Annotated in this window: 15 protein-coding genes; 6 read left to right on the forward strand and 9 right to left on the reverse strand. The window is 72.5% G+C overall.

Annotated features, from left to right (window positions below; genetic code table 11):
* Nucleotides 1-5: 5 nt before the first annotated feature.
* From ACZ53N_RS24740 to ACZ53N_RS24750, 3 genes are all read left to right on the forward strand, one after another.
* Complete coding sequence (locus ACZ53N_RS24740; protein ID WP_469142977.1) at nucleotides 6-797, forward strand: GOLPH3/VPS74 family protein; 792 nt, start codon at nucleotides 6-8, stop codon at nucleotides 795-797.
* 445 nt (nucleotides 798-1,242) lie between these two features.
* On the forward strand, nucleotides 1,243-2,100 hold the full coding sequence (locus ACZ53N_RS24745; RefSeq protein WP_469143026.1) for a helix-turn-helix domain-containing protein: 858 nt from the start codon (nucleotides 1,243-1,245) through the stop codon (nucleotides 2,098-2,100).
* A gap of 259 nt (nucleotides 2,101-2,359) precedes the next feature.
* Complete coding sequence (locus tag ACZ53N_RS24750; RefSeq protein WP_130879085.1) at nucleotides 2,360-2,563, forward strand: DUF397 domain-containing protein; 204 nt, start codon at nucleotides 2,360-2,362, stop codon at nucleotides 2,561-2,563.
* 150 nt (nucleotides 2,564-2,713) lie between these two features.
* On the opposite strand, the gene ACZ53N_RS24755 is transcribed toward ACZ53N_RS24750, so the two are convergent.
* Nucleotides 2,714-3,580 carry a hypothetical protein gene (locus ACZ53N_RS24755; protein WP_469142978.1) on the reverse strand — a complete coding sequence of 289 codons (867 nt, stop codon included), beginning with the start codon at nucleotides 3,578-3,580 and terminating at the stop codon, nucleotides 2,714-2,716.
* A gap of 142 nt (nucleotides 3,581-3,722) precedes the next feature.
* On the opposite strand from ACZ53N_RS24755, the gene ACZ53N_RS24760 reads away from it, so the two are divergent.
* Nucleotides 3,723-4,505, forward strand: coding sequence for an SDR family oxidoreductase (locus ACZ53N_RS24760; protein ID WP_469142979.1), 783 nt, complete (start codon nucleotides 3,723-3,725; stop codon nucleotides 4,503-4,505).
* A 73-nt stretch (nucleotides 4,506-4,578) separates the two neighbouring features.
* Here ACZ53N_RS24760 and ACZ53N_RS24765 read toward each other — a convergent pair whose 3' ends face one another.
* The 3 genes from ACZ53N_RS24765 to ACZ53N_RS24775 form a co-directional block, all read right to left on the reverse strand.
* Nucleotides 4,579-5,709 (reverse strand): DUF8017 domain-containing protein, encoded by a 1,131-nt coding sequence (locus tag ACZ53N_RS24765; RefSeq protein ID WP_469142980.1) that lies wholly within the window; start codon nucleotides 5,707-5,709, stop codon nucleotides 4,579-4,581.
* A 101-nt stretch (nucleotides 5,710-5,810) separates the two neighbouring features.
* Nucleotides 5,811-8,405, reverse strand: a complete 2,595-nt coding sequence (locus ACZ53N_RS24770; protein WP_469142981.1) for a bifunctional FO biosynthesis protein CofGH — start codon at nucleotides 8,403-8,405, stop codon at nucleotides 5,811-5,813.
* 169 nt (nucleotides 8,406-8,574) lie between these two features.
* Nucleotides 8,575-9,432, reverse strand: a complete 858-nt coding sequence (locus tag ACZ53N_RS24775) for a TIGR03619 family F420-dependent LLM class oxidoreductase (RefSeq protein WP_469142982.1) — start codon at nucleotides 9,430-9,432, stop codon at nucleotides 8,575-8,577.
* A 228-nt stretch (nucleotides 9,433-9,660) separates the two neighbouring features.
* On the opposite strand from ACZ53N_RS24775, the gene ACZ53N_RS24780 reads away from it, so the two are divergent.
* Nucleotides 9,661-11,181: a CehA/McbA family metallohydrolase gene (locus tag ACZ53N_RS24780; protein ID WP_469142983.1), complete on the forward strand. Its 1,521-nt coding sequence runs from the start codon at nucleotides 9,661-9,663 to the stop codon at nucleotides 11,179-11,181.
* Between the two features lie 316 nt (nucleotides 11,182-11,497).
* On the opposite strand, the gene ACZ53N_RS24785 is transcribed toward ACZ53N_RS24780, so the two are convergent.
* The 5 genes from ACZ53N_RS24785 to ACZ53N_RS24805 form a co-directional block, all read right to left on the reverse strand.
* Nucleotides 11,498-13,246, reverse strand: coding sequence for an N-acyl-D-amino-acid deacylase family protein (locus ACZ53N_RS24785; protein ID WP_469142984.1), 1,749 nt, complete (start codon nucleotides 13,244-13,246; stop codon nucleotides 11,498-11,500).
* A gap of 271 nt (nucleotides 13,247-13,517) precedes the next feature.
* Nucleotides 13,518-14,645, reverse strand: a complete 1,128-nt coding sequence (locus ACZ53N_RS24790; protein ID WP_469142985.1) for an LLM class flavin-dependent oxidoreductase — start codon at nucleotides 14,643-14,645, stop codon at nucleotides 13,518-13,520.
* A 157-nt stretch (nucleotides 14,646-14,802) separates the two neighbouring features.
* Nucleotides 14,803-15,564, reverse strand: coding sequence for an SDR family NAD(P)-dependent oxidoreductase (locus ACZ53N_RS24795; protein WP_469142986.1), 762 nt, complete (start codon nucleotides 15,562-15,564; stop codon nucleotides 14,803-14,805).
* A gap of 193 nt (nucleotides 15,565-15,757) precedes the next feature.
* Nucleotides 15,758-16,669, reverse strand: coding sequence for a TIGR03619 family F420-dependent LLM class oxidoreductase (locus ACZ53N_RS24800; RefSeq protein ID WP_469143027.1), 912 nt, complete (start codon nucleotides 16,667-16,669; stop codon nucleotides 15,758-15,760).
* Between the two features lie 76 nt (nucleotides 16,670-16,745).
* Nucleotides 16,746-17,975, reverse strand: coding sequence for an amidohydrolase family protein (locus ACZ53N_RS24805; RefSeq protein WP_469142987.1), 1,230 nt, complete (start codon nucleotides 17,973-17,975; stop codon nucleotides 16,746-16,748).
* 122 nt (nucleotides 17,976-18,097) lie between these two features.
* Here ACZ53N_RS24805 and afsR point away from each other — a divergent pair, with 122 nt between their 5' ends.
* Nucleotides 18,098-21,061: an SARP-family global regulator AfsR gene (afsR, locus tag ACZ53N_RS24810; RefSeq protein ID WP_469142988.1), complete on the forward strand. Its 2,964-nt coding sequence runs from the start codon at nucleotides 18,098-18,100 to the stop codon at nucleotides 21,059-21,061.
* Nucleotides 21,062-21,324 lie beyond the last annotated feature (263 nt).

Below are 21,324 nucleotides of genomic sequence, written 5' to 3' on the forward strand. Positions count from 1 at the left end.
CATGGATGGGCAGGAGCCGCAGAACAATTCCGGAGGAGCTTCTGCTGCTCGCCTTGGACCCGGCCACGGGAACCACGGCGCAGCCGCAGTCGCTCGACCTCGGCCTGGCCGGGGCACAGCTAGTGGAGCTGGCTCTGGCTGGACGGATAGCCCCAGACGGGGATCGTATCGCCGTGGTGATGCCACGGCCGACAGGAGATCCGACGTTGGACTCCGCACTGGAGCTGCTGCGTCGCCGCGGCAGTCCGGTACGCGCCGTCCATTGGATCGGCGGGCCCCGGCTGGGGCTGCGCCAGACGTATCTCACACACCTGGAGCGGTGCGGCATGGTGCATGCCGTGGCGGGCCAGATGTGCGGGGTGCTGCCGACGACTCGCTACCAGGCGACGGACACGGCCATCAGCCGGGAGATCAGGGCCCGGCTGGACAGCGCGATCCGCACCGGCGTGCCGCCGGACCCGCGGACCGCGGCGCTCGCCGCACTGGCCCACGCGGTCGGTCTGGGCAAGCATCTGTACCCGGGCAACGAGGGCCGCTCTTCACGCTCCCGGCTCCGGGATCTGATCAGGCACGACCCGATGGGCGGGCTCGTGGCGCACGCCGTGATGGACGTGCAGAACGGGGTCGCCGCCCAGCCGCGCCGGGCACCGGCCACGGCGGGTGCGGGCGGCGGTGGCCGCGCCGGCGGCGGTTCGGGGCGCAGGTCGACCTCCGGCCGGCCCTCGGTGGAGTCCGCCGGGGTTCCCGCGCAGCCCGTGCACCAGGAGGCCGTGATGGCCCGTGCGGGGGCCTCGTAGACGGCTTGGCCGTCGGCGTTCGCCCGCTCGTACGACCAGCACCGACCTTGAGCACAATCTTGAGCAACCAAGCACACCAGTCCCATGGATCAACCGCACTACCGCTCGCTACACCCTCCGCTCCACCGACCGCACCGCAGTCCCCATGATCCGGTTCGGGAGCCGCAGCAGCACGCGGGGTGGTGGGCCGGCCCGTCCCGGACGGCGGCTCGGTCCACCACCCCGCGTGCGTGTTCGCGTTTCACGCCTCGCGCGTGGCCGGCGGTCCCGCCGCGGATGACCCCGGGTGCGCGATTGACCCGGGTGCGCGATCGCCCCTCGCCGGCGGCCGGGCACCGGTCACCGCAAGCGGACTCTGTGTCGGCATTTTCCAGCGCCGCCCCGGCCAGTGGTGGCAGGCTGCGGATCAGGAGACAGCAGCATGACGGAGCCGGAGGTGCGTCCCGTGGCGTCCAGTGTCAATCCCACCGTAAGACGGCGCCGCTTGGGGCAGGAGCTGCGCAAGCTACGCGAACTCAAGGGCATGACCGCCGAGGAGGTGGCCGAGCGGCTACTGGTCTCGCAGTCGAAGATCAGCCGACTGGAGAACGGCCGTCGCAGCATCAGTCAGCGCGACGTCCGCGACCTGTGCGGGGTGTACGGCGTCGAGGACCATCGCATCGTCGATTCGCTGATGCAGATGGCCAAGGAGTCGCGTCAGCAAGGCTGGTGGCATGCCTTCGGCGACATCCCGTACAGCGTGTACATCGGTCTGGAGACCGACGCCTCCTCGCTGCGCGTGTACGAGGCTTCCCTCGTGCCCGGTCTGCTCCAGACCCCGAACTACGCGAGCGCGGTGACCGAGGGTTCCTGGCCGGAGGCCACGGCGGCGGACGTCGAGCGGCGGGTGCAGGTGCGCATGCGCCGGCAGGAACGCATCACCGATCCGGACAACCCGCTGCGACTGTGGGCGGTCATCGACGAGTCGGCGCTGCGTCGGATCGTCGGCAACCGCGCGATCATGCGCGAACAGATGCGGCACCTGGTGGAGTTCAGCCTCCAGCCGCACATCACCGTGCAGGTGTTGCCCTACGACGTGGGCGCGCATCCGGGGATGTACGGGAAGTTCTCCATCCTCGAGTTCCACGATCCGCAGGACGCCAGCACGGTCTACCTGGAGGGGATCACCAGCGATCTCTACCTGGAGAAGCCGAACGACGTGCAGACGTACAGCGTGATGTACGAGCATTTGCGAATGCAGGCCCTCAACGCCGAGCATTCGCGGCAGTTCATGAGCCGGGTGGCCGAGGAGTGGGGCAGCTGAGGTCCGCACGTTGAACGGGGTGGGGCCCGACGAGGCCCAGGAGGCCCGATGAGGGCCCCATGAAGGCCAGGCAAGGCCCGCCGCCGTGAAGGTCGCGCACCGTACACCCGAGACCTCTGTCTGTGAAGAGGCGCCTGGAATATGCCATCCGGTCGAGTGAACAGGCCATTCATCAGGTGATGTTGGCGCGTAACGTCGAGATCGCTTCGGGAAACCGGCGTTGAACCGACAGGCAGCATTCACAGGCATCGGAGTAATCATGGCTATTCACCAGGGAAAGACCACGTGGCGCAAGTCCTCCCACTCGCTCGCCAACGGCGACTGCGTGGAGGTCGCCTCCCCTCTCCCGCAGGCCATCGCGGTCCGTGACTCCAAGGACCCGCAGGGCCCCACCCTCACCTTCACCCCCCACGCCTGGTCCTCGTTCGTGACGACCGTCAACGATGGTTCGTACGACCTCTGACCCCGGCGTTCTGATCCGGCTCTGATTGAGAATCCATACGCAGTTCCGCGCACAGCCCTCTCGTCTGAAAGCCGTCATGGCCGAGGGGGCTTGCCGTCGCCCCCCCTTGCAGGCACCGCGCGGGCGGCTTCCGTGCCTCCACGGTCGTCGTCAGCGCAGCTCGTCCACGTAGCGATCGGTGCCGGGGACGGTCGGGATGAAGGGGGCGGCGAGTTCGACCCGGCCGAGGCCGGTGCGTTCGACGTCCGCCCCGCGCCCGGCGAAGTGTTCCTCCCAGCACACGCGTGGGTCCCGTTCGAGGAACCACAGCAGGGTCAGCCGGGTGTCGACTCCCTCGACCTGCGGCACATAGCTCATACGGTCACCCGGCAGCGGTGTCGGCCGGAAGACGGTGACCATCGCGGCCGGAGATCCGGCGAGGCGCTGCGGGAGCCGCTCGGTGCTCAGCCATCGCAGCAGCCCTCCCCGCTCCCGCGGCCCGTTCGCGTCGATGACCTCCAGAACCAGGCCCGCGTAGGGGTGGTCGAGCGCGTGGAAGTCCCGCGGCCCCTCGGTGCCGTCCCGGTAGACCGTCGCCTCGTGGTCCTGGAAGGCCGTGAAGACATGGCGACGGGCCTGGTGGACACGGCCGTCGCGATTCAACCGCTTGTTGATGCCGACGGTCCACCGCATGTGCTCGTCGTAGCGCCCCTCAGTGATCCAGTAGACCGACAGATAGCAGCCGGCGGTGACCGGCCGGGCGACGGCGGACTCCGCCGGGTGTCGCAGCTCCCGCAGCTCCCGGGTGGCCACCCAGCGACGACCGGCGTAGATCCACGGCATGGCCATGGCGCCCGCGATGAAGTGATCGTCCTCGTACCAGCGGTTGTACGCGCGCTCCTGGCCCGGGTCCGGCTCGACCAGGGTGATCAGGGCGTGGCCGGGGCGCACCCCGTAGGGCCCGACGGAGGCCAGCTCGCCGTAGACCCGGCCGCGGGCGTCGTCAGCATTCACGCCCCAGGTGTCGTCAGTCGTCATGCCCCACAGGTCTAGCTGACGTAGCGTCAAATGTGGAGCCCTGTCGACACTGGGCGGGGCATGGCGCCGCCGCCGGACGCGGACCTAACCTGAAGTCCAGCTGACTTACCGTCAGCTCTGCTGTCACGGAAGGTGCCGTCCCATGCTGCTGCGCGGCAAGACCGTACTCGTGTCCGGTGTCGGCCCCGGTCTCGGCGGGCGAGTGGCGGCGGCGTGCGTCCGCGACGGGGCCCGGGTCGTCCTCGGCGCCCGGACCGGCGCGAACCTCGCCCGGACCGCCGCGGCCATCGACCCGTCGGGCGAACGCACCGCCCATCTCGCCACGGACATCACCGACCAGGCCCAGTGCGACGCCCTCGCCACTGTCGCCACGGACCGCTTCGGGTGCCTCGACGCGGTCGTCCACGTCGCGGCACTGGACCGGCACTTCGGCGGCCTGGAGGACGCGGACTTCGACACGTGGCGGGAGGTGCTCGACGTCAATCTCCTCGGCGCGCTGCGGCTGACCCGCGCCTGCCTGCCGGCGCTCGGGAAGCGCGGCGGCTCGGTCGTCCTCATCGGCACCCAGTCCTCGGTGGCCGCGCCCACCCAGGTCCGCCAGACCGCGTACGCCGCGTCCAAGGGCGCCCTCGTCTCGGCGATGTACTCGCTGGCGCGCGAGCTGGGCCCGCACCGCATCCGGGTCAACACCGTGCAGCCCGGTTGGATGTGGGGGCCGCCCGTGCGCGAGCACGTCCGGCGCACCGCCCAGAGCGAAGGGGTGCCCGAGGACGTCGTACGGGCCCGGCTCACCGACCGGATGGCGCTGCCGGACCTCGCGACGGACGGGGACGTGGCGGAGGCCGTCGTCTTCCTGGCCTCCGACCGCGCGCGGGCGATCACCGGTCAGTCGCTGCTGGTGAACGCCGGGGAAGTGATGCGCTGACCCGCGCGGCGGGCCGGATCACGCCGGGGGATTCGCGCTCGGCCCCCGCGCCGAGCGCGTCCCGCTCACGCCGTCAGTCCTTCGCGGGCCGGACCGTACTCATGATCTTGTCGATCTGGGCCTCGGTCAGCGCGTCGGGAACGCCCTGGTCGGCGTAGATCACCCAGCCGTGGAAGGTGCCGTCCGGCAGCTTCTGGGCGATGCTCTTCACGATCGCGGTGGGCGGGACGCAGTCGCTCGGGCGGTTCTTGACGGTCACCTTGGCGGTGGCGGTCCAGCCCTCGATGCCGTTGGCCTTCCAGGCCTTCTCGTCCTTGATCTCGATCTTGGGCTTGTTGTTCAGACCGCCGTAGGCCATGGTGCCCCAGTTGCCCGCCCAGTTCCGGGCGTTCTCCTTGAGGTCCAGGTCCTTGCCGCCGCCCGTGGTGCCGATGGAGGCGAGCTGGCCCTTGCCCGCCTCACCGATGGAGTCGGGGTTGGCGCTGGAGGAGCAGCCGCCCTCGCGGTAACTCGCGATCTCCCGCATCACGACGACGGGCTTGCCGTTGTCGGTGTAGGAAATGGCGGTGCCCTGCGGGGCGACGTTCCACTTGTCGGCCTTGGCGGGCACGTCGTAGCGGTAGTTGTGCTCGTCGCTGGTCTGCGTCTGCCAGCCGGCGATCTTCGGCGGCTGGCCGGACGGGCTCGCCGAGCCGTTGCCCGGGGTGGGCTCCTGGGTCGGCTGCGCCGGGGCGCCGGACGCCTGCGGACCGCCCTTGCCCGCCTCGGGCTTCTTCTCGTCACCGCCGTTGAGCAGGAAGAACGCACCGCCGCCGATGACGGCGAGGGCCACGACGCCGCCAATGACAGCGAGCACCGTCTTGTTGCCACCACCACGCGACGGCTCGGGCTGCGGAGGCGCCTGCTGGTACTGCGGAGGCATCTGCTGGTGCGGGGGCGGCTGCACGCCGTACGGCTGCGGGGGCTGCGGCGGCGTCCCGTGCTGCTGGGGCGGCTGCGGCGGCATCCCCTGCTGCTGAGGCTGCTGCTGAGGCTGGTGCGGTGGCGTCTGCTGGTGCTGGGGCGGCTGCGGCGGCAGTGACACCGCCGGCTGCTGGGCGGTCGGCGTCCACGCGGGCGGCGGACCGAAGCCCTGTTGCGGGGGCTGCGGGGGCTGTCCGCCCTGGGGCTGCTGGGGATCCTGCGGGTTCTGTGGCCAAGACATGGCCGACACCCTATGCATGATCCGTCGCCGCCCGGCGGGCGAGCAGCGACAAATCAGCAACAACCAGGCGCCAGACCTGTGCCCTGCTCCCCCGGCCTGCTCTACTCCCCCAGCACCGGCAGCAGGTCCGGAAGGTGACCGTCCGAGGCGAGCGCCGCGGCCTGCCGCTCCTCGGACACCTCGCCGTAGAGCGTCGTGCGCGGCCGGGACGGGCGGCCCGCGGCCTCCGCGATGGCGACGAGGTCCTGGATCGAGCGGTACGAGCCGTAGGAGGAGCCCGCCATCCGGGAGATGGTCTCCTCCATCAGCGTGCCGCCCAGGTCGTTGGCGCCCGAGCGCAGCATCTCGGCCGCGCCCTCGGCGCCCAGCTTCACCCAGCTCGTCTGGATGTTCGTGATGTGGGGGTGGAGCAGCACCCGGGCCATCGCCGTGACCGCGCGGTTGTCCCGGGTGGTGGGGCCGGGGCGGGCGATGCCGGCGAGGTAGACGGGGGCGTTGGTGTGGATGAAGGGCAGGGTCACGAACTCGGTGAAGCCGCCCGTCTCCTGCTGGATCGCGGTGAGCTGCCGGAAGTGGCCCAGCCAGTGGCGGGGCTGGTCCACGTGCCCGTACATCATCGTGGAGGAGGACCGGATGCCCAGCTCGTGTGCGGTCTTGACGACCTCGATCCACGTGGCGGTCGGCAGCTTGCCCTTGGTGAGGACCCAGCGGACCTCGTCGTCGAGGATCTCGGCGGCGGTGCCCGGGATGCTGTCGAGCCCGGCTTCCTTGGCCGCGGTCAGCCACTCCCGGATGGACAGACCGGTGCGGGTCGCGCCGTTGACGACCTCCATCGGCGAGAAGGCGTGCACGTGCATGCCCGGGACGCGCTCCTTCACCGCCCGCGCGATGTCGAAGTAGGCCGTGCCGGGCAGGTCGGGGTGGATGCCGCCCTGCATGCAGACCTCGGTCGCCCCGACCTGCCACGCCTGCTCGGCGCGGTCGGCGACCTGCGAGAGCGACAGGGTGTAGGCGTCGGCGTCGGTACGCCGCTGGGCGAAGGCGCAGAACCGGCAGCCGGTGTAGCAGACGTTGGTGAAGTTGATGTTCCGCGTGACGATGTAGGTGACGTCGTCGCCGACGGTCGCGCGGCGCAGGTCGTCGGCGATGCGGCACAGGGCGTCGAGGGCGGGGCCGTCGGCGTGCAGGAGGGTCAGGGCCTCGGCGTCGGTCAGCCGGGTGGGGTCGTCGGCGGCCTGCTTCAGCGCCTGCTTGACGTCGCCGTCGAGCCGGGAGGGGACCATGCCGGGGGCGGCGGCCTCGCGGAGCGCCTCCCAGTCGCCGTACACCTCGTCGAAGTCGTCGCGGCGGTCCGCGGTGCGGCCCTCGGTGTCGATGGTGTGGTGCAGGTCCGTGCGCCCCGCGGCGACGAACACGTCCTCGGGCTCCTGCCAGGGGTGGCCCTCGACCACGGCGTCCTCGCGGGCCAGGCCCGTGGCCGGGTCGGCGAGGGCGCGGACGTGCGGCAGCAGACGGGGGTCCAGCCAGGGCTCGCCGCGCTGGACGAACTCGGGGTAGACGGCAAGGCGTTCGCGCAGTGCGAAGCCGGCGGCGGCGGAGCGCTCGGCGAGTTCGTCGATGTGCGGCCAGGGGCGCTCGGGGTTGACGTGGTCCGGGGTGACCGGGGAGACGCCGCCCCAGTCGTCGATGCCGGCGCCGATGAGCCGCGCGTACTCCCCGGCGACCAGATTGGGCGGGGCCTGGAGGCAGGCGGAGGGGCCCATGATGTGCCGGGCGACGGCGACGGTGGCGACCAGTTCGTCCAACTCGGCGTCCGGCATGCCGCGCATCGCCGTGTCCGGCTTGGCGCGGAAGTTCTGCAGGATGAGTTCCTGGATGCCGTGGTAGGCGCGGGAGATCCGGCGCAGCGCGAACAGCGACTCGGCGCGCTCCTCGTAGGTCTCGCCGATGCCGATCAGCAGGCCGCTGGTGAAGGGGACGGAGCTGCGCCCGGCGTCCTCCAGGACGCGCAGCCGGACGGCCGGCTCCTTGTCCGGGGAGCCGTGGTGGGGGCCGCCGGGCTCGCTCCACAGGCGGGTGGCGGTGGTCTCCAGCATCATGCCCATGGAGGGCGCCACGGGCTTGAGCCGCTGGAAGTCCGTCCAGGTCATGACGCCGGGATTGAGGTGCGGCAGCAGCCCGGTCTCCTCCAGGATGCGGATCGCCATCGCCCGTACGTAGGCGATGGTGTCGTCGTACCCCTCGGCCTCCAGCCACTCGCGCGCCTCGGGCCAGCGGTCCTCGGGCTTGTCGCCGAGGGTGATCAGCGCTTCCTTGCAGCCCATTTCGGCGCCGCGGCGGGCGATGTCCAGTACCTCGTCCGGGGACATGAACATCCCGTGGCCCGCGCGGCGCAGCTTGCCGGGGACGGTGGCGAAGGTGCAGTAGTGGCACTTGTCGCGGCAGAGGCGGGTGAGCGGGATGAAGACGCTCTTGGAGTAGGTGATGACGCCGGGTCGGCCGGCGGCCTCGAGACCCGCGTCGCGCACGCGCGCGGCGGACGCGCACAGGTCGGTCAGGTCCTCGCCGCGCGCCTGGAGCAGCACCGCCGCCTCGGTGACGTCCAGCGCGACGCCGTCGCGGGCCCGCCTGAGCGCGCGACGCATGGCGTTCGCGGTCGGTGCTGCCTGCTCGGGTCCCTGCGCGCTCGAAGTCATTGTCCGAGCATACGAGCGGGGACCGACAACTCCAGAGTGCGCCGGGGCGGATCCGTGTGCCACTGATCACGTCAGACGGAGGCGACCTCCGGAATACTGTCGGCGTTCCCGGAAACGGCCCCTGACCAGCGGCACTTCCCCGGCTTCACCCGGGGTGGGCGCGGCCCGCCTAGAGGAATTCGGCCAGCGCGTCCAGGGCCCGCACCACGACCGCGTCGTCGGCCGACGGCAGTCCCACCACGACCTCCTCGATGCCCTGGTCGGCGAGGTGCGCGAGCTTCTCGGCCGAGGGGTGCACGGCGTACGGCACGACCGCCGGCTCCCCGGGCCGCCCGGCCGCCCGCCACGCCCTGCGCAGCGCGGGCAGGGCCTCGCCCAGACCGCCGCCGCCGATGGGCAGCCAGCCGTCCGCGTACTCCGCGACGTGCGCGAAGAGCCCCGGTCCGGCGCTTCCGCCGATCAGGGTGCGCGGCCCCACGAGCGGCTCCGCGCCCTCCCGCGAGCGCGGCGCCCGGACGGGCTTGGGGTGCGCGAGGCTCGCCCGGACGGAGCCGAACTCACCCGCGTAAGCCGTCGGTTCCTCGGTCCACAGCGCGCGCATCAGGGCCATCCGGTCCCGGACCAGCCGCCGCCGCGATGCCCACTCCACGCCGTGGTCGGCGGCCTCCTCCACGTTCCACCCGAAGCCGACGCCGAGGGTCAGCCGGCCGTCGCTCAGGAAGTCGAGCGAGGCGACCTGCTTGGCGAGCACGATCGGATCGTGCTGGGCCACCAGCGTGATGCCCGTGCCGATCGCGAGCCGCTCGGTGACGGCTGCGGCCTGCGCGAGCGCGACGAACGGGTCCAGGGCCCGGCCGTACTCGCGCGGCAGCGGATCGCCCCCGGGCCACGGGGTCCGACGGTCGGCCGGGATGTGGGTGTGCTCGGGCAGGAAGAGACCGGCGAAGCCGCGCTGCTCCAGCTCCCGGGCGAGCCGGACCGGGCTGATCGTCTCGTCGGTGAGGAAAATCGTGGTGGCGATCCGCATGCGGTGGCACCTCCGTCGTGGCGTGTCCCAACCGTATGCTCTACCACCCTCCGAAGGTCCGCGCGACAAGCGGACGAGCGCCGAGGGACACCCGGCGGCGGCAACCGTCCGCCGCGCCCCTCCCACGGCCGACCGCGCGCCGCAACTCACCCGTCCGTACCCGTTCCCCTGTGCGCCACCCGGGCGTACAACGATGACGGGGCGACCCTTCCGACCCAGGGGGCACGGATGCACCGACGCGAAATGCTCAGGATGGCGGCTGTCGCCGGCGCGGCCGGCGTGCTTACGCTCGACGGCGTGACGTTCGCCCACGCCGACGGGCCGGGCGGGACCGGCGGGGACGGCGGCGGTCCCGCGGGTCCCGCGTCCGAGACCCGCAAGGTCACCGGCCGGCTGCCGACCGGTGCGCCCGACTTCGTCCACCTCCCCGTGGAAGTGCCGCGCGGCGTCCGTGAGATCGCCGTCTCCTACACGTACGACAGACCCGCCGTACCGGCCGGTGTCCAGGGCAACGCCTGCGACATCGGCATCTTCGACGAGCGGGGCACGGAGCTGGGCGGCCCCGGCTTCCGGGGCTGGTCGGGCGGGGCCCGCACGGAGTTCGCGATCAGCGCCGAGCGGGCCACCCCCGGCTATCTCGCGGGTCCGGTCCGGCCCGGCACCTGGCACGTCGTCCTCGGCCCGTACACGGTGGCGCCGCAGGGCCTGGCGTACGAGGTGACGGTCACCCTGCGGTACGGACCGCCGGGCGTCACCCCGGCGCCGGTGTACCCGCCGCAGCGCGTCAAGGGGCGCGGCCGTGCCTGGTACCGGGGCGACAACCACCTGCACAGCGTGCACTCCGACGGCAAGCGGACCCCCGCCGAGATCGCCGCGGCGGCGCGGGCCGCCGGGCTGGACTGGATCACGACGACCGAGCACAACACCACCTCGTCGCACGGCGCGTGGGAGGGGTTGTGGGCGGACGACTTCCTCGTCCTCACCGGCGAGGAGGTGACGACCCGCAACGGCCACGTCGTGGCGCTCGGCACGGACCCCGGCGTGTTCGTCGACTGGCGCTACCGGGCCCGCGACAACGCCTTCGGCCGGTTCTCCCGCCGGATCCGGCAGGCGGGCGGGCTCGTCGTCCCCGCCCACCCGCACGCCACCTGCGTCGGCTGCAACTGGAAGTTCGGGTTCAACGAGGCCGACGCGGTGGAGGTCTGGAACGGCCCGTACACCCCGGACGACGAGATCGCCCTCGCGGAGTGGGACAACGCCCTGGTCGCCGCGGTCCGGCGGGGCAGGCCCTGGTTGCCCGCGATCGGCAACAGCGACGCGCACCGCGAGCCGCAAGTCGTCGGGCATCCGCAGACCGTCGTCCTGGCCGAGGAGCTGTCCCGGACCGCCCTGCTGGCCGGCATCCGGGCCGGCCGCTGCTGGATCGCGGAGTCCTCGGCCGTCGGCCTGTCCTTCTCCGCCGCCGGCGGGCGCGGCGCCCACGCGGGCATCGGCGAGCGGCTGCGCGTGGACCGGGACGCGCCCGTCACCGTCCGGCTGGACATCACCGGGGCGGCGGGCTGTTCCGCCTCGTTCGTCACCGACCAGGGCCGGCTGTTCACCGCCCCGGTGCCCGCCGACGGGAAGGTGGAATGGCGAACGACCGCCTCGTACGCCGCGTACGTCCGGGCGGAGGTCCGCCATCCGCCCACCGACGGCGGGGCGGGGGCGCTTGCCGCGCTGACGAATCCGGTCTTCCTGGGGCCGTAGCCCGCCCGGCTGGTCTTGGCGGGCTGCTCACCCGCCGTTTCGTCCTCAAGCGCCGGACGGGCTGATTGCAGCCCGTCCGGCGCTTGAGGACACAGCACAGCAGCCCGTCCGGCGATTGAGGACACAGCACAACAGCCCGTCCGGCGATTGAGGACGCGCCCGCAGGGCGCTCGCCGCCGCAGGCGGCACAGCGGTCGGCCAGTCGAAGGAACTGCCGCTGCCGCTGCCGTAGGAGGGGTCCCACATGTCTTAGGGGAACCGCACCGGAGCCCCTTTTGCCCCGGTTCGAAAATGTCCGGCGCTCGTACGGCACCCGTCACGTCCCCACGGTCTGCGTGTCCCGCCCCGACCGCAGCACCACCCCGGGTACCGCGCCGGTCGTCACGTCGTGCCGGACCGTCTCGACGCCGTTCACCCGGACGCTGACCACCCCGCGCGCCCGGGCGTCCAGCCGGGGGCCGTCCCCCGGCAGGTCGTGGACGAGCGTGGCCGGGCCCGCGTCGATCCGGTCCGGGTCGAACAGCACGAGGTCCGCGTGCCAGCCCCGCGCGATCCGGCCTCGGTCGCGCAGCCCGAACAGCCGCGCCGGGTCGTCCGTCAGCATCCGCACGGCCCGCTCCAGGGGCACCAGCTTCCGGCCGCGCAGACAGTCCCCGAGGAAGCGCGTCGTGTACGGCGCCCCGCACATCCGGTCCAGGTGCGCCCCCGCGTCCGAGCCGCCGAGCAGTACGTCCTCGTGCTCCCAGGTGCGCCGCCGCAGCTCCCAGCTGGCGGGGTCGTTGTCCGTCGGCATCGGCCACAGGACCGTGCGCAGCTCGTCGGCGGCGCAGATGTCGACCAGGCACGTGAAGGGGTCCGTGCCGCGTTCGGCGGCGATGTCGCGCACGACCCGGCCGGTCAGGCCCTCGTTCTCCTTCGCGTACGTATCGCCGATCACGTACCGCCCGAAGTCGGTCAGCCGCCGGAAGACCCCGGCCTCCTCGCTGTGCGCGCACCGCAGCAACTCCGCCCGGACGGAGGCCTCGCGCAGCCTGGCGATGCGCCGCGGCACGGGCAGGGCCAGGGTCTCGCCCCAGCCGGGGATGAGGTTCAGGGCGCAGAAGGTGCCGAGCGACATGTTCATGGGGGTGAGGATCGGCATGGTCAGCGCGACGATCCGGCCGCCCGCCGCGCGGGCCCGCGCGCTCGCGGCGAGCTGGCGCGGCACGCGCTCGGGGACGGCGGCGTCGATGGTGAGGACGTTCCAGTTCAACGGGCGGCCGGCGGCGGCCGTCATCCCCACCAGGAGGTCGATCTCCTCGTCCGCGAACCGGTCCAGGCACCCGGCGACGATGGCCTCGATCTGGGTGCCCTCGTGCTCGCCGACGGCCCGGGACAGCGCGAGCAGCTCCTCGGGGAGCGCGTGCCGGGAGGCCACGGGCCGGCCGTCACCATCGGTGTGGGTGGTCGACTGGGTCGTGGAGAGCCCCCAGGCGCCCGCGTCCATCGCCTCGTGGAGCAGGGTGAGCAGCTGCTTCGACTGCTGCGCGTCGGGCCTGCCGCCGATGGCGGCGGGGCCCATCACGTGCCGGCGCAGCGCGCAGTGCCCCACCATGAACCCGGCGTTGACGGCGATCCGGCCGTCCAGGGCGTCGAGGTACTCGCCGAAGGACGACCAGGTCCAGGGCGCGCCCTCCTCCAGGGCCGTCAGCGACATGCCCTCGACCTTGCTCATCATCCGCCGGGTGTAGTCGGCGTCCGCGGGGCGGCCGGGGTGGAGCGGGGCGAGGGTGAAGCCGCAGTTGCCGCCGACGACGGTGGTGACGCCGTGGCTCATGGACGGGGTGGCGTAGGGGTCCCAGAAGAGCTGCGCGTCGTAGTGGGTGTGCGGGTCGATGAACCCCGGGGTGAGGACGAGCCCTCTCGCGTCCTCCTCGGTCCGGGCCCGGCGGTTCACCCGCCCGCCGACCACCGCCGTCGTGCCGACCACCGCGATCCGCCCGTCCTCGATGCCGACGTCCGCGACGAACGGGGGTGCCCCGGTGCCGTCGACGACGGTGGCGCGCCGGATCAGGTGGTCGAGCATGGTGGGTCCTCTCTGCGGTCCGGGGCGGAGGCTGCCGACGGTCAGAGGGCGGGATCAGAGGGCGGGAAGGGCCGGGGCGGTGGGCGAGGGGTGAAGGGCCGGGTGGTGTGCGGGGGCAGTGCACGCGCGCGTGGCGGGCGGGCGGTGTACGGGCGCGCGCCGGGAAGGGCGGTGGGGCGGTTTCCGGTGGACGGGCGTGGGGCACGCGCGCGTGCCGGGAAGGCCGGGGCGGCGGCCCGGGAGGCGCCGCCCCGGTGCGGGTGGGCGTCGCTCAGGACCCGGCGGCCTGGCGGAAGCGCGTCGTGCGGTGCACGGGGTCCGTGTCGATCTTCGGGATGACGTGCTCCCCGATCAGCCGGATGGTCTCCATGGTGTGCTCGTACGGCACCCCGATCGGCAGCCCGAACGACAGCTGGTCCGCGCCCGCCTGTTCCCAGCGCTTGCACTGGCGGAAGACCTCGTCGGGGTCACCGCAGATCATCAGCTCCTCCGCGATGAGCAGCTCGATGATCTCCTCGGTGTACTCGGGCAGCAGCTCCGGCCACTCGGGGATGCCGTCGGGCCGGGGGAAGGTGTCGTGGTAGCGGAAGAGCAGCGACTGCAGGTAGTTCAGCCCGCCGTTCACCGCGATCTCGACGGCCTTGGCGTGCGTCTCCGCGCAGATCGCGGTCGAGGTCACCATCACGTTGTCGTTGACGAAGGCCCCGACGGCCTCCGCCTGCTCGACCGCCGTCTTGTACGACTCGACGACCCACTCCATGTCGGAGACCTTCTGCACGCTGAAGCCCAACACGCCCAACCCTTTGCGCCCCGCCATGGCGTACGAGGACGGCGCCCCGGCGGCGTACCACATCGCCGGATGGGACGGCCCGTACGGCTTCGGCAGGATCTTGCGGGCGGGCAGGGACCAGTGGGTGCCCTGGAAGCCCTCGTACTCCTCCTGGAGCCACATCTTGGGGAACTCGGCGATGGTCTCTTCCCAGATCTCCTTGGTGTGGTTCATGTCGGTGATGCCCGGCAGGAACCCGAGGATCTCGTGGCTGCCCGCTCCCCGCCCGGACCCGAACTCGAACCGTCCGCCCGAGAGGTGGTCGAGCATGGCGACCTTCTCGGCGACCTTGGCGGGGTGGTTGACCTGCGGCAGGGGGTTGAAGATCCCCGAGCCGAGGTGGATGCGCTCGGTCGCGTGCGCGAGATAGCCGAGGAAGACGTCGTTGGCGGAGAGGTGCGAGTACTCGTCGAGGAAATGGTGCTCGGAGGCCCAGGCGTATTTGAAACCCGACGCGTCCGCCTGGATGACGTACTCGGTCTCCTCCATCAGCGCGTGGTGCTCGGCCCCGGGGTCGGCCGCCGAACGGCTCGCCGGCACATATCCCTGCACAAAGATCCCGAATTCCACGGAGGTTCACCGTCCCTGTAATTCTGACGCATCGTCAGGTACGCAGACTCTGGCACCGGTGGCATAGGGCGTCAAGATGGCGGGAGGGGGGCCCGGGGGCGGGTCCCGGGCGGTGACCCGGGATGGGTCCCGGGCGGGCCCTTGGGGCAGGCTCTCGTCATGAGGGGAGCGGCACCCCCGCCAGCCATCCGCCGTCGATGACCACCGGCTGTCCGGTGACGTACGAGGAGTCGTCCGACGTCAGGAACAGCGCCGCCCGCGCCACCTCCTCCGGCCGCCCGAGCCGCCCCAGCGGCACGAGCTTGTGGAACATCTCCTCCAGCCCCGCCCCCGCGTCACCGCCCGGGTTCGTCATCGGGGTGTCGATCCCGCCCGGGCACAGCGCGTTGACCCGGATGCCCCGGCCCGCGAGCTCCAGCGCCGCCACCCGGGTCATCGCGACGACGGCGGCCTTGGTCGCCGCGTAGGCGGTGAGGGTGGCCATGCCGGCCATGGCCACGTACGAGGCCGTGTTGACGATCGTCCCGCCGCCCGCCGCCGCCAGCTCGGGCGCCGCGGTCCGCATCCCCAGGAACGGGCCGGTCTGGTTGACCCGGACGACCTCCTGGTACGTGGCGAGGGAGGTGCTTTCCAGTTCGCCGTGGCGCAGGATGCCGGCGTTGTTGACCAGCCCGTCCAGCCGGCCGAAGGCCTCCTTCGCGAGGGCGACGGCCGCCGCCCAGTCCGCCTCGTCACCCACGTCGAGGTGGACGTAGCGGGCACACTTCCCCAGGTCCCCCGCCACGGCCGTGCCCGCGTCGTCCAGGACGTCCGCGAGGACCACCTTCGCCCCCTCGGCCGCGAAGAGCCGCGCTTCCCACTCGCCCTGCCCCCGCGCCGCGCCGGTGATGAGCACGACGCGCCCGTCCAGCTTGCCCATGAGGGACGTCCCCCTTCGATCCTGGTTGGCGGCTCACCCGCCGTTTCGTCTGCTGTCTGCGGGGCGTTCTCACATCGCCGGACCGGTCTGATTCAGCTGAGGCCAGCCAGAATCAGCCCGTCCGGCGCTTGAGGGCACCACCGCGCAGCGGAGGTGCCCACTGTCCGGCCCGGCAGGATCCACCGGGCACTCCCTAGTCGTCGAGATGCGGAGCCACCGCATCCACGAAGCCCGCCATCTGGTCGAGGAGTTCGGGCAGGTCGCGGCAGCGGAACCGCACCTGGATCTGGTCCGCGCCGATCGTCCGGTAGGCGCGCAGCGACTCCGCGAGCGCCTCCGGCCGCCCGGTCAGCGTGCGCGGGCCGATGTCCCAGCCGGGCGTGCCCACGTACAGGGGCTCGGTGATGACCCCGATCGCGAACGGCCCGTCCTTCCCCGCTTCCGCGCGCAGCCGCCGCAGCCGGGCCACGCGGCTCGGCAGCTGCTCACGACGGTCGCCCTGCGACAGCCAGCCGTCGCCCCTGAGCGCGGCCCGGCGCAGGGCGACGTCGGAGGAGCCGCCCACCCAGAGCGGCGGCCGGGGTGTCCGCGCCGGCCGCGGGGCCTGGCCGAGGCCGCGGAAGGAGAACCGCTCGCCGTGGAACTCGGGGAACTCCCCCGGGCCCAGCGCCGCCTTCAGCGCGTCGATCGTCTCGTCCAGGACCGCCCCGCGCCGCCCGAAGTCCGCGCCCAGCGCCGCGAACTCCTCCTCGACGTGACCCGCGCCGACCCCGAGGACCAGCCGCCCTCCCGAGAGCCGGTCCACCGTCGCGTACTGCTTGGCGGTGATCAGCGGGTGCCGCAGCCCGGCGACGGCCACATGGCTCATCAGCAGGGTCCGCTCGGTGGCGGCGGCGAGGAAGGCGAGGGTGGCCACGGGGTCGTACCAGACGGTGCCCATGGTGGCGGCGAGACGCGCGGGGACGGCCACGTGGTCACACGTCGCCAGGTAGGCGAACCCGAGCCGGTCGGCGGTCCGGGCGATCTCCAGCAGTTCGGCGGGCCCGGCGGCGGCCTCCCAGGGCTCGGCGTAGAGGGTGCTCTGCGACTGGACGGGCAGCTGCATGCCGTACGACAGCCGGTCGGGCGGCAGGACGCGCAGTCCGTGGCGGGGGGCGTGCCCGTCGCCCGGCACCGTCGTGTCAGGCACGGCCCGCTCCCGCCCACAGGCCGTCCGGGGTGAGCCCCAGCAGGTCGATCGCGTTGCCCCGCACGATGCGCTCGACCACCTCGGGCGCCAGGTGCCCCATCTGCTCCTCGCCGATCTCCTTCGACCTGGGCCAGGTGGAGTCGGAGTGGGGGTAGTCGGTCTCGTACAGGACGTTCCGGTCCCCGATGGCGTCGAGGTTGCGCAGGCCGAAGGCGTCGTCGAAGAAGCAGCCGTACACGTGCTCGGCGAACAGCTCGGACGGGGGACGGAGCACCTTGTCGGCGACGCCGCCCCAGCCCCGGTTCTCCTCCCAGACCACGTCCGCGCGCTCGAGGATGTACGGGATCCAGCCGATCTGGCCTTCGGCGTACATGATCCGGAGGTTCGGGAAACGGTCGAACTTCCCCGACATCAGCCAGTCGGTCATCGAGAAGCAGCAGTTGGCGAAGGTGATGGTCGAACCCACCGCGGGCGGTGCGTCGGCGGAGGTCGACGGCATGCGCGAGGAGGAGCCGATGTGCATGGCGATGACGGTCCCGGTCTCGTCACAGGCGCGCAGGAAGGGGTCCCAGGCGTCGGTGTGGACGGACGGCAGCCCCAGATGCGGCGGTATCTCGGAGAAACAGACGGCCCGCACCCCGCGGGCGGCGTTGCGCCGCACCTCCTCGGCGGCCAGCTCCGCGTCCCACAGCGGTACGAGCGTGAGCGGGATCAGCCGTCCGTGCGCCTGGGGGCCGCACCACTCCTCGACCATCCAGTCGTTGTAGGCCCGCACGCCCAGCAGCCCCAGTTCACGGTCGCGCGCCTCGGTGAAGGTCTGCCCGCAAAAGCGGGGAAAGGTAGGAAAGCAGAGCGCCGACTGCACATGGTTGATGTCCATGTCGGCCAGCCGCTCCGGCACGCTGTAGGAGCCCGGCCGCATCTGCTCGTAGGTGATTCCCTCAAGCTTGATGTCATCCCTGGAGTATCCGACGGCGGTATCAAGCCGAGTGAGAGGACGGTGCAAATCCTCATAGACCCACCAGTCCGCCACCGGTCCGTCGTCGCCGGGAGCGCCCATCTTCGGCGCGAACCTGCCGCCGACGAAGGTCATCTCCTTCAACGGCGCCCGTACGATCCGGGGTCCGACGTCGTGGAATTTCGTCGGAAGTCGGTCCCGCCAGACGTTGGGGGGCTCGACCGTGTGGTCGTCCACCGAGATTATCTTCGGGAAGCTTTCCATGGCCGACACGGTAGCGCCGAACTGACGGGCCGTCAGCTATGCGGTGAGGTGGTCCTTGGCAGGCCTTGTGGAGAGGCCGGACCCCTGCTGACGTAGAGGCCTCGAACAAGGCAGACTGGCCGGTGCGACCGAGCAGGACACAGGGGGTCACAATGGCCGGCGACACAGGGCACGGGCAGCAGCTGCGCTTCACCGTGCTCGGGCCCGTCCGCGCCTGGCGCGGCGACGAACTGCTGCACAGCGGCTCACCCCAGCAACGGGCGCTCCTCGCTGCCCTGCTGCTGCGCGGCGGCCGCACCGCCACCGCGCCCGAACTCGTCGACGCACTCTGGGGCGAGGAACCCCCGCACGCCGCTCTCGCCGCCCTGCGGACGTACGCCTCCCGGCTGCGCAAGGCGTTCGGCCCCGACGCCGACGCCCTGGTCAGCGAGTCCGGCGGCTACGCGATACGCGTGGGCACCGGCGGCCTCGACATCGACACGGCCGAGCGCCTCGCCGCCGAAGCCGAGAAGGCCCGCGCCGCCGGCGACCGCTGCGGCGCCCGCCGCCTCATCAACGACGCGCTCGACGTCTGGGACGGCGAGCCGCTCGCGGGCCTGTCCGGCCCGTACGCCGACACCCAGCGCACCCGGCTGGAGGAGTGGCGCCTGAGCCTGCTGGAGACCCGCCTCGACCTGGACCTGGAGGTCGGCTGCCACGCCGAGGCCGTCTCCGAGCTGACCGCCCTGACCGCCGCGCACCCGCTGCGCGAGCGGCTGCGCGAACTGCTGATGCTCGCCCTCTACCGCAGCGGCCGCCAGGCCGAGGCCCTCGCCGTCTACGCCGACACCCGCCGGCTGCTCGCCGACGAGCTGGGCGTCGACCCCTGCGCCGAGCTCTCCGAGCTCCAGCAGCGCATCCTCCAGGCCGACGCCGACCTCACCATCCACTTCAGCGCGGACGACCGCCCCACCGCCGGGCCCACCTTCGTCCGCCCCGCCCAGCTCCCGGCGACCGTCTCCGACTTCACCGGCCGCACCGCGTTCGTCCACGAGCTGAGCGACCAGCTCGCCACCGCCGAGGGCCGCGTCATGGCGGTGTCCGCGGTCGCGGGCATCGGCGGCGTCGGCAAGACGACGCTGGCGGTGCACGTCGCCCACGCCGCCCGCCACCACTTCCCGGACGGGCAGCTGTATGTGGACCTCCAGGGCACCGGGCCCGTGGTCGCCGAGCCGGAGGCCGTGCTGGGCTCCTTCCTGCGGGCCCTCGGAATCCCTGACTCCGCCATTCCGGACGGTGTCGAGGAGCGGTCCGCGCTCTTCCGCTCCACCCTCGACGGCCGCCGGGTGCTGGCCCTGCTGGACAACGCCCGGGACGCCGCCCAGGTCCGCCCGCTGCTGCCGGGCACCGAGGGCTGCGCGGCGCTCGTCACCAGCCGCTCCCGCATGGTCGACCTCGCCGGCGCCCACCTCGTCGACCTCGATGTGATGAGCCCCGAGGAAGCACTCGTCCTCTTCACCCGCATCGTCGGCACCGAGCGCGTGGGCGCCGAGCGCGACGCCGCCATGGACGTCGTCGCCGCCTGCGGGTTCCTGCCGCTCGCCATCCGCATCGCTGCCTCCCGGCTGGCCGCCCGCCGCACCTGGACCGTCTCCGTCCTCGCCCGCAAGCTCGGCGACGAGCGCCGCCGCCTCGACGAGCTCCGCGCCGGCGACCTCGCCGTCAAGGCCACCTTCGAGCTCGGCTACGGCCAGCTGGAGCCCGCCCAGGCCCGCGCCTTCCGCCTCCTCGGCCTCGCCGACGGCCCCGACATCTCGCTCGCCGCCGCGGCCGCCGTACTCGACCTCGACCCCGACGCCACCGAGGAACTGCTGGAATCGCTGGTCGACACCTCGCTCCTCGAATCCGCGGCTCCGGGCCGCTACCGCTACCACGACCTCCTGCGCCTCTACGCGCGTGCGTGCGCCGAGCGCGACGAGCAGCCGCCCGCCGAACGGGACGCCGCGATGTCCCGCCTGCTGGACTTCTACCTGGCCACGGCGGCCGGCGTGTACGTCCTCGAGCGCCCCGGCGACCAGCTCCTCGCCCACCTCACGCCCACCACGCACCCGGGCCTGACGTTCACCGACCGGGGCGCGGCGAGCGACTGGCTCTTCGCCGAGGCCGGCTGCCTGCTCGCCTGCGTACGGCAGCACGCGAACACCGCCGGGCTCACCCTGCGCCGCGCCGTCGACCTGCTGCTGGCCGCCAAGGACCTCGCCGAGTCGGGCGCCGACTCCCGCCAGTACGAGCAGGCCGCGACGGCCCTACTGGCCGCCACCCAGACAGCGGGCGACGGGCAGGCGGAAGGGCGCGCGCGGACCGTGCTCACCCATGTGCACAGCCTGGCGGGCCGGTTCGACCAGGCCGACGAGCAGGCCCGGCACGCCGTACTGCTCGGCAGGGCCTGCGCCGACCCCATTCCCTGCTGCTACGCCTCGAACAACCGCGGCATCATCGCCATCTACCAGCACCGCCACCAGGACGCCGAGACCTACATCGGCCAGGCCCTCGCCGCGTTCCGCGCCGACGGCAACCGCCCCGGCGAGGCCAGCGCGCTCAGCAACCTCTCCCGGACGCACCTGGACATGGGCCGCATCCAGTCCGCGGTCAGCCTCGCCGAGCAGGCACTCGCCATCTACCGCGAGATCAACGTCTCCTGGCGGCACGCCAACGGCCTCTACGCCTACGGAGTGGCCCTGACCCGCGCCGGGCGGCACGACGAGGCCCTGGCACAGCTCACCGAGGCCCTGCCGGTCTTCCGGGACAACCGGCAGCGGCTGTGGGAGGGCATGACGCTCTTCCGGATGGCCGAGCTGTACTTCGCGGTCCGCAAGCCCGCCCAGGCGGCGGCCCACGCGGAGCAGGCCCTGGCGCAGCTGCGCGGCATCGGCGGCGAATGGCGGCGCGGCAACGTGCTGACCGTCCTCGGCCGCTGCCTCGACTCCCTGGGCCAGCCTGGGCGCGCCCACGCCTGTTGGGCGGAAGCGCTGGCCATCTTCGAGCAGCTCGGCTCGTCGGAAGCGGCGGACGTACGGGGATTATTGGCTCCGGCCGCGGCGGCGTAGGGCTTGCCGCTGGTGGCGGGTACGGGGTTGCTGCGGGCGCCGTTGGCGCGAGGCGTCCTGTTTCACGCCGGGCGTGCCGCCGGTGGCGACGTCCGCACGCGGAGCCGCGTCGGCCGCATGTGAATGTTGTGGGGCGCACCGGGCGCGTTTCAGGGGCGTATCGGGAGCGCGGCGCCTGGTTTTCGGGGGCTTGTCGGCGGCGTTTCGAGCCGTGCCACAGCCGGTCCGGAGGCCGCCCCCGGCCGCACAGCCCCCGCCAAAAC

This window comes from Streptomyces sp. NPDC033229 (assembly GCF_055576875.1).

Bases quoted from the DNA above. Each gene is read 5' to 3' on its own strand.
- ACZ53N_RS24770 (WP_469142981.1), bottom strand. From the start codon at position 8,405: ATGACTTCGAGCGCGCAGGGACCCGAGCAGGCAGCACCGACCGCGAAC.
- ACZ53N_RS24805 (WP_469142987.1), bottom strand. From the start codon at position 17,975: ATGGAAAGCTTCCCGAAGATAATCTCGGTGGACGACCACACGGTCGAG.
- ACZ53N_RS24785 (WP_469142984.1), bottom strand. From the start codon at position 13,246: ATGCTCGACCACCTGATCCGGCGCGCCACCGTCGTCGACGGCACCGGG.
- ACZ53N_RS24775 (WP_469142982.1), bottom strand. From the start codon at position 9,432: ATGCGGATCGCCACCACGATTTTCCTCACCGACGAGACGATCAGCCCG.
- ACZ53N_RS24755 (WP_469142978.1), bottom strand. From the start codon at position 3,580: ATGACGACTGACGACACCTGGGGCGTGAATGCTGACGACGCCCGCGGC.
- ACZ53N_RS24780 (WP_469142983.1), top strand. From the start codon at position 9,661: ATGCACCGACGCGAAATGCTCAGGATGGCGGCTGTCGCCGGCGCGGCC.
- ACZ53N_RS24765 (WP_469142980.1), bottom strand. From the start codon at position 5,709: ATGTCTTGGCCACAGAACCCGCAGGATCCCCAGCAGCCCCAGGGCGGA.
- ACZ53N_RS24800 (WP_469143027.1), bottom strand. From the start codon at position 16,669: ATGCAGCTGCCCGTCCAGTCGCAGAGCACCCTCTACGCCGAGCCCTGG.
- ACZ53N_RS24795 (WP_469142986.1), bottom strand. From the start codon at position 15,564: ATGGGCAAGCTGGACGGGCGCGTCGTGCTCATCACCGGCGCGGCGCGG.
- ACZ53N_RS24740 (WP_469142977.1), top strand. From the start codon at position 6: ATGGGCAGGAGCCGCAGAACAATTCCGGAGGAGCTTCTGCTGCTCGCC.
- ACZ53N_RS24750 (WP_130879085.1), top strand. From the start codon at position 2,360: ATGGCTATTCACCAGGGAAAGACCACGTGGCGCAAGTCCTCCCACTCG.
- ACZ53N_RS24760 (WP_469142979.1), top strand. From the start codon at position 3,723: ATGCTGCTGCGCGGCAAGACCGTACTCGTGTCCGGTGTCGGCCCCGGT.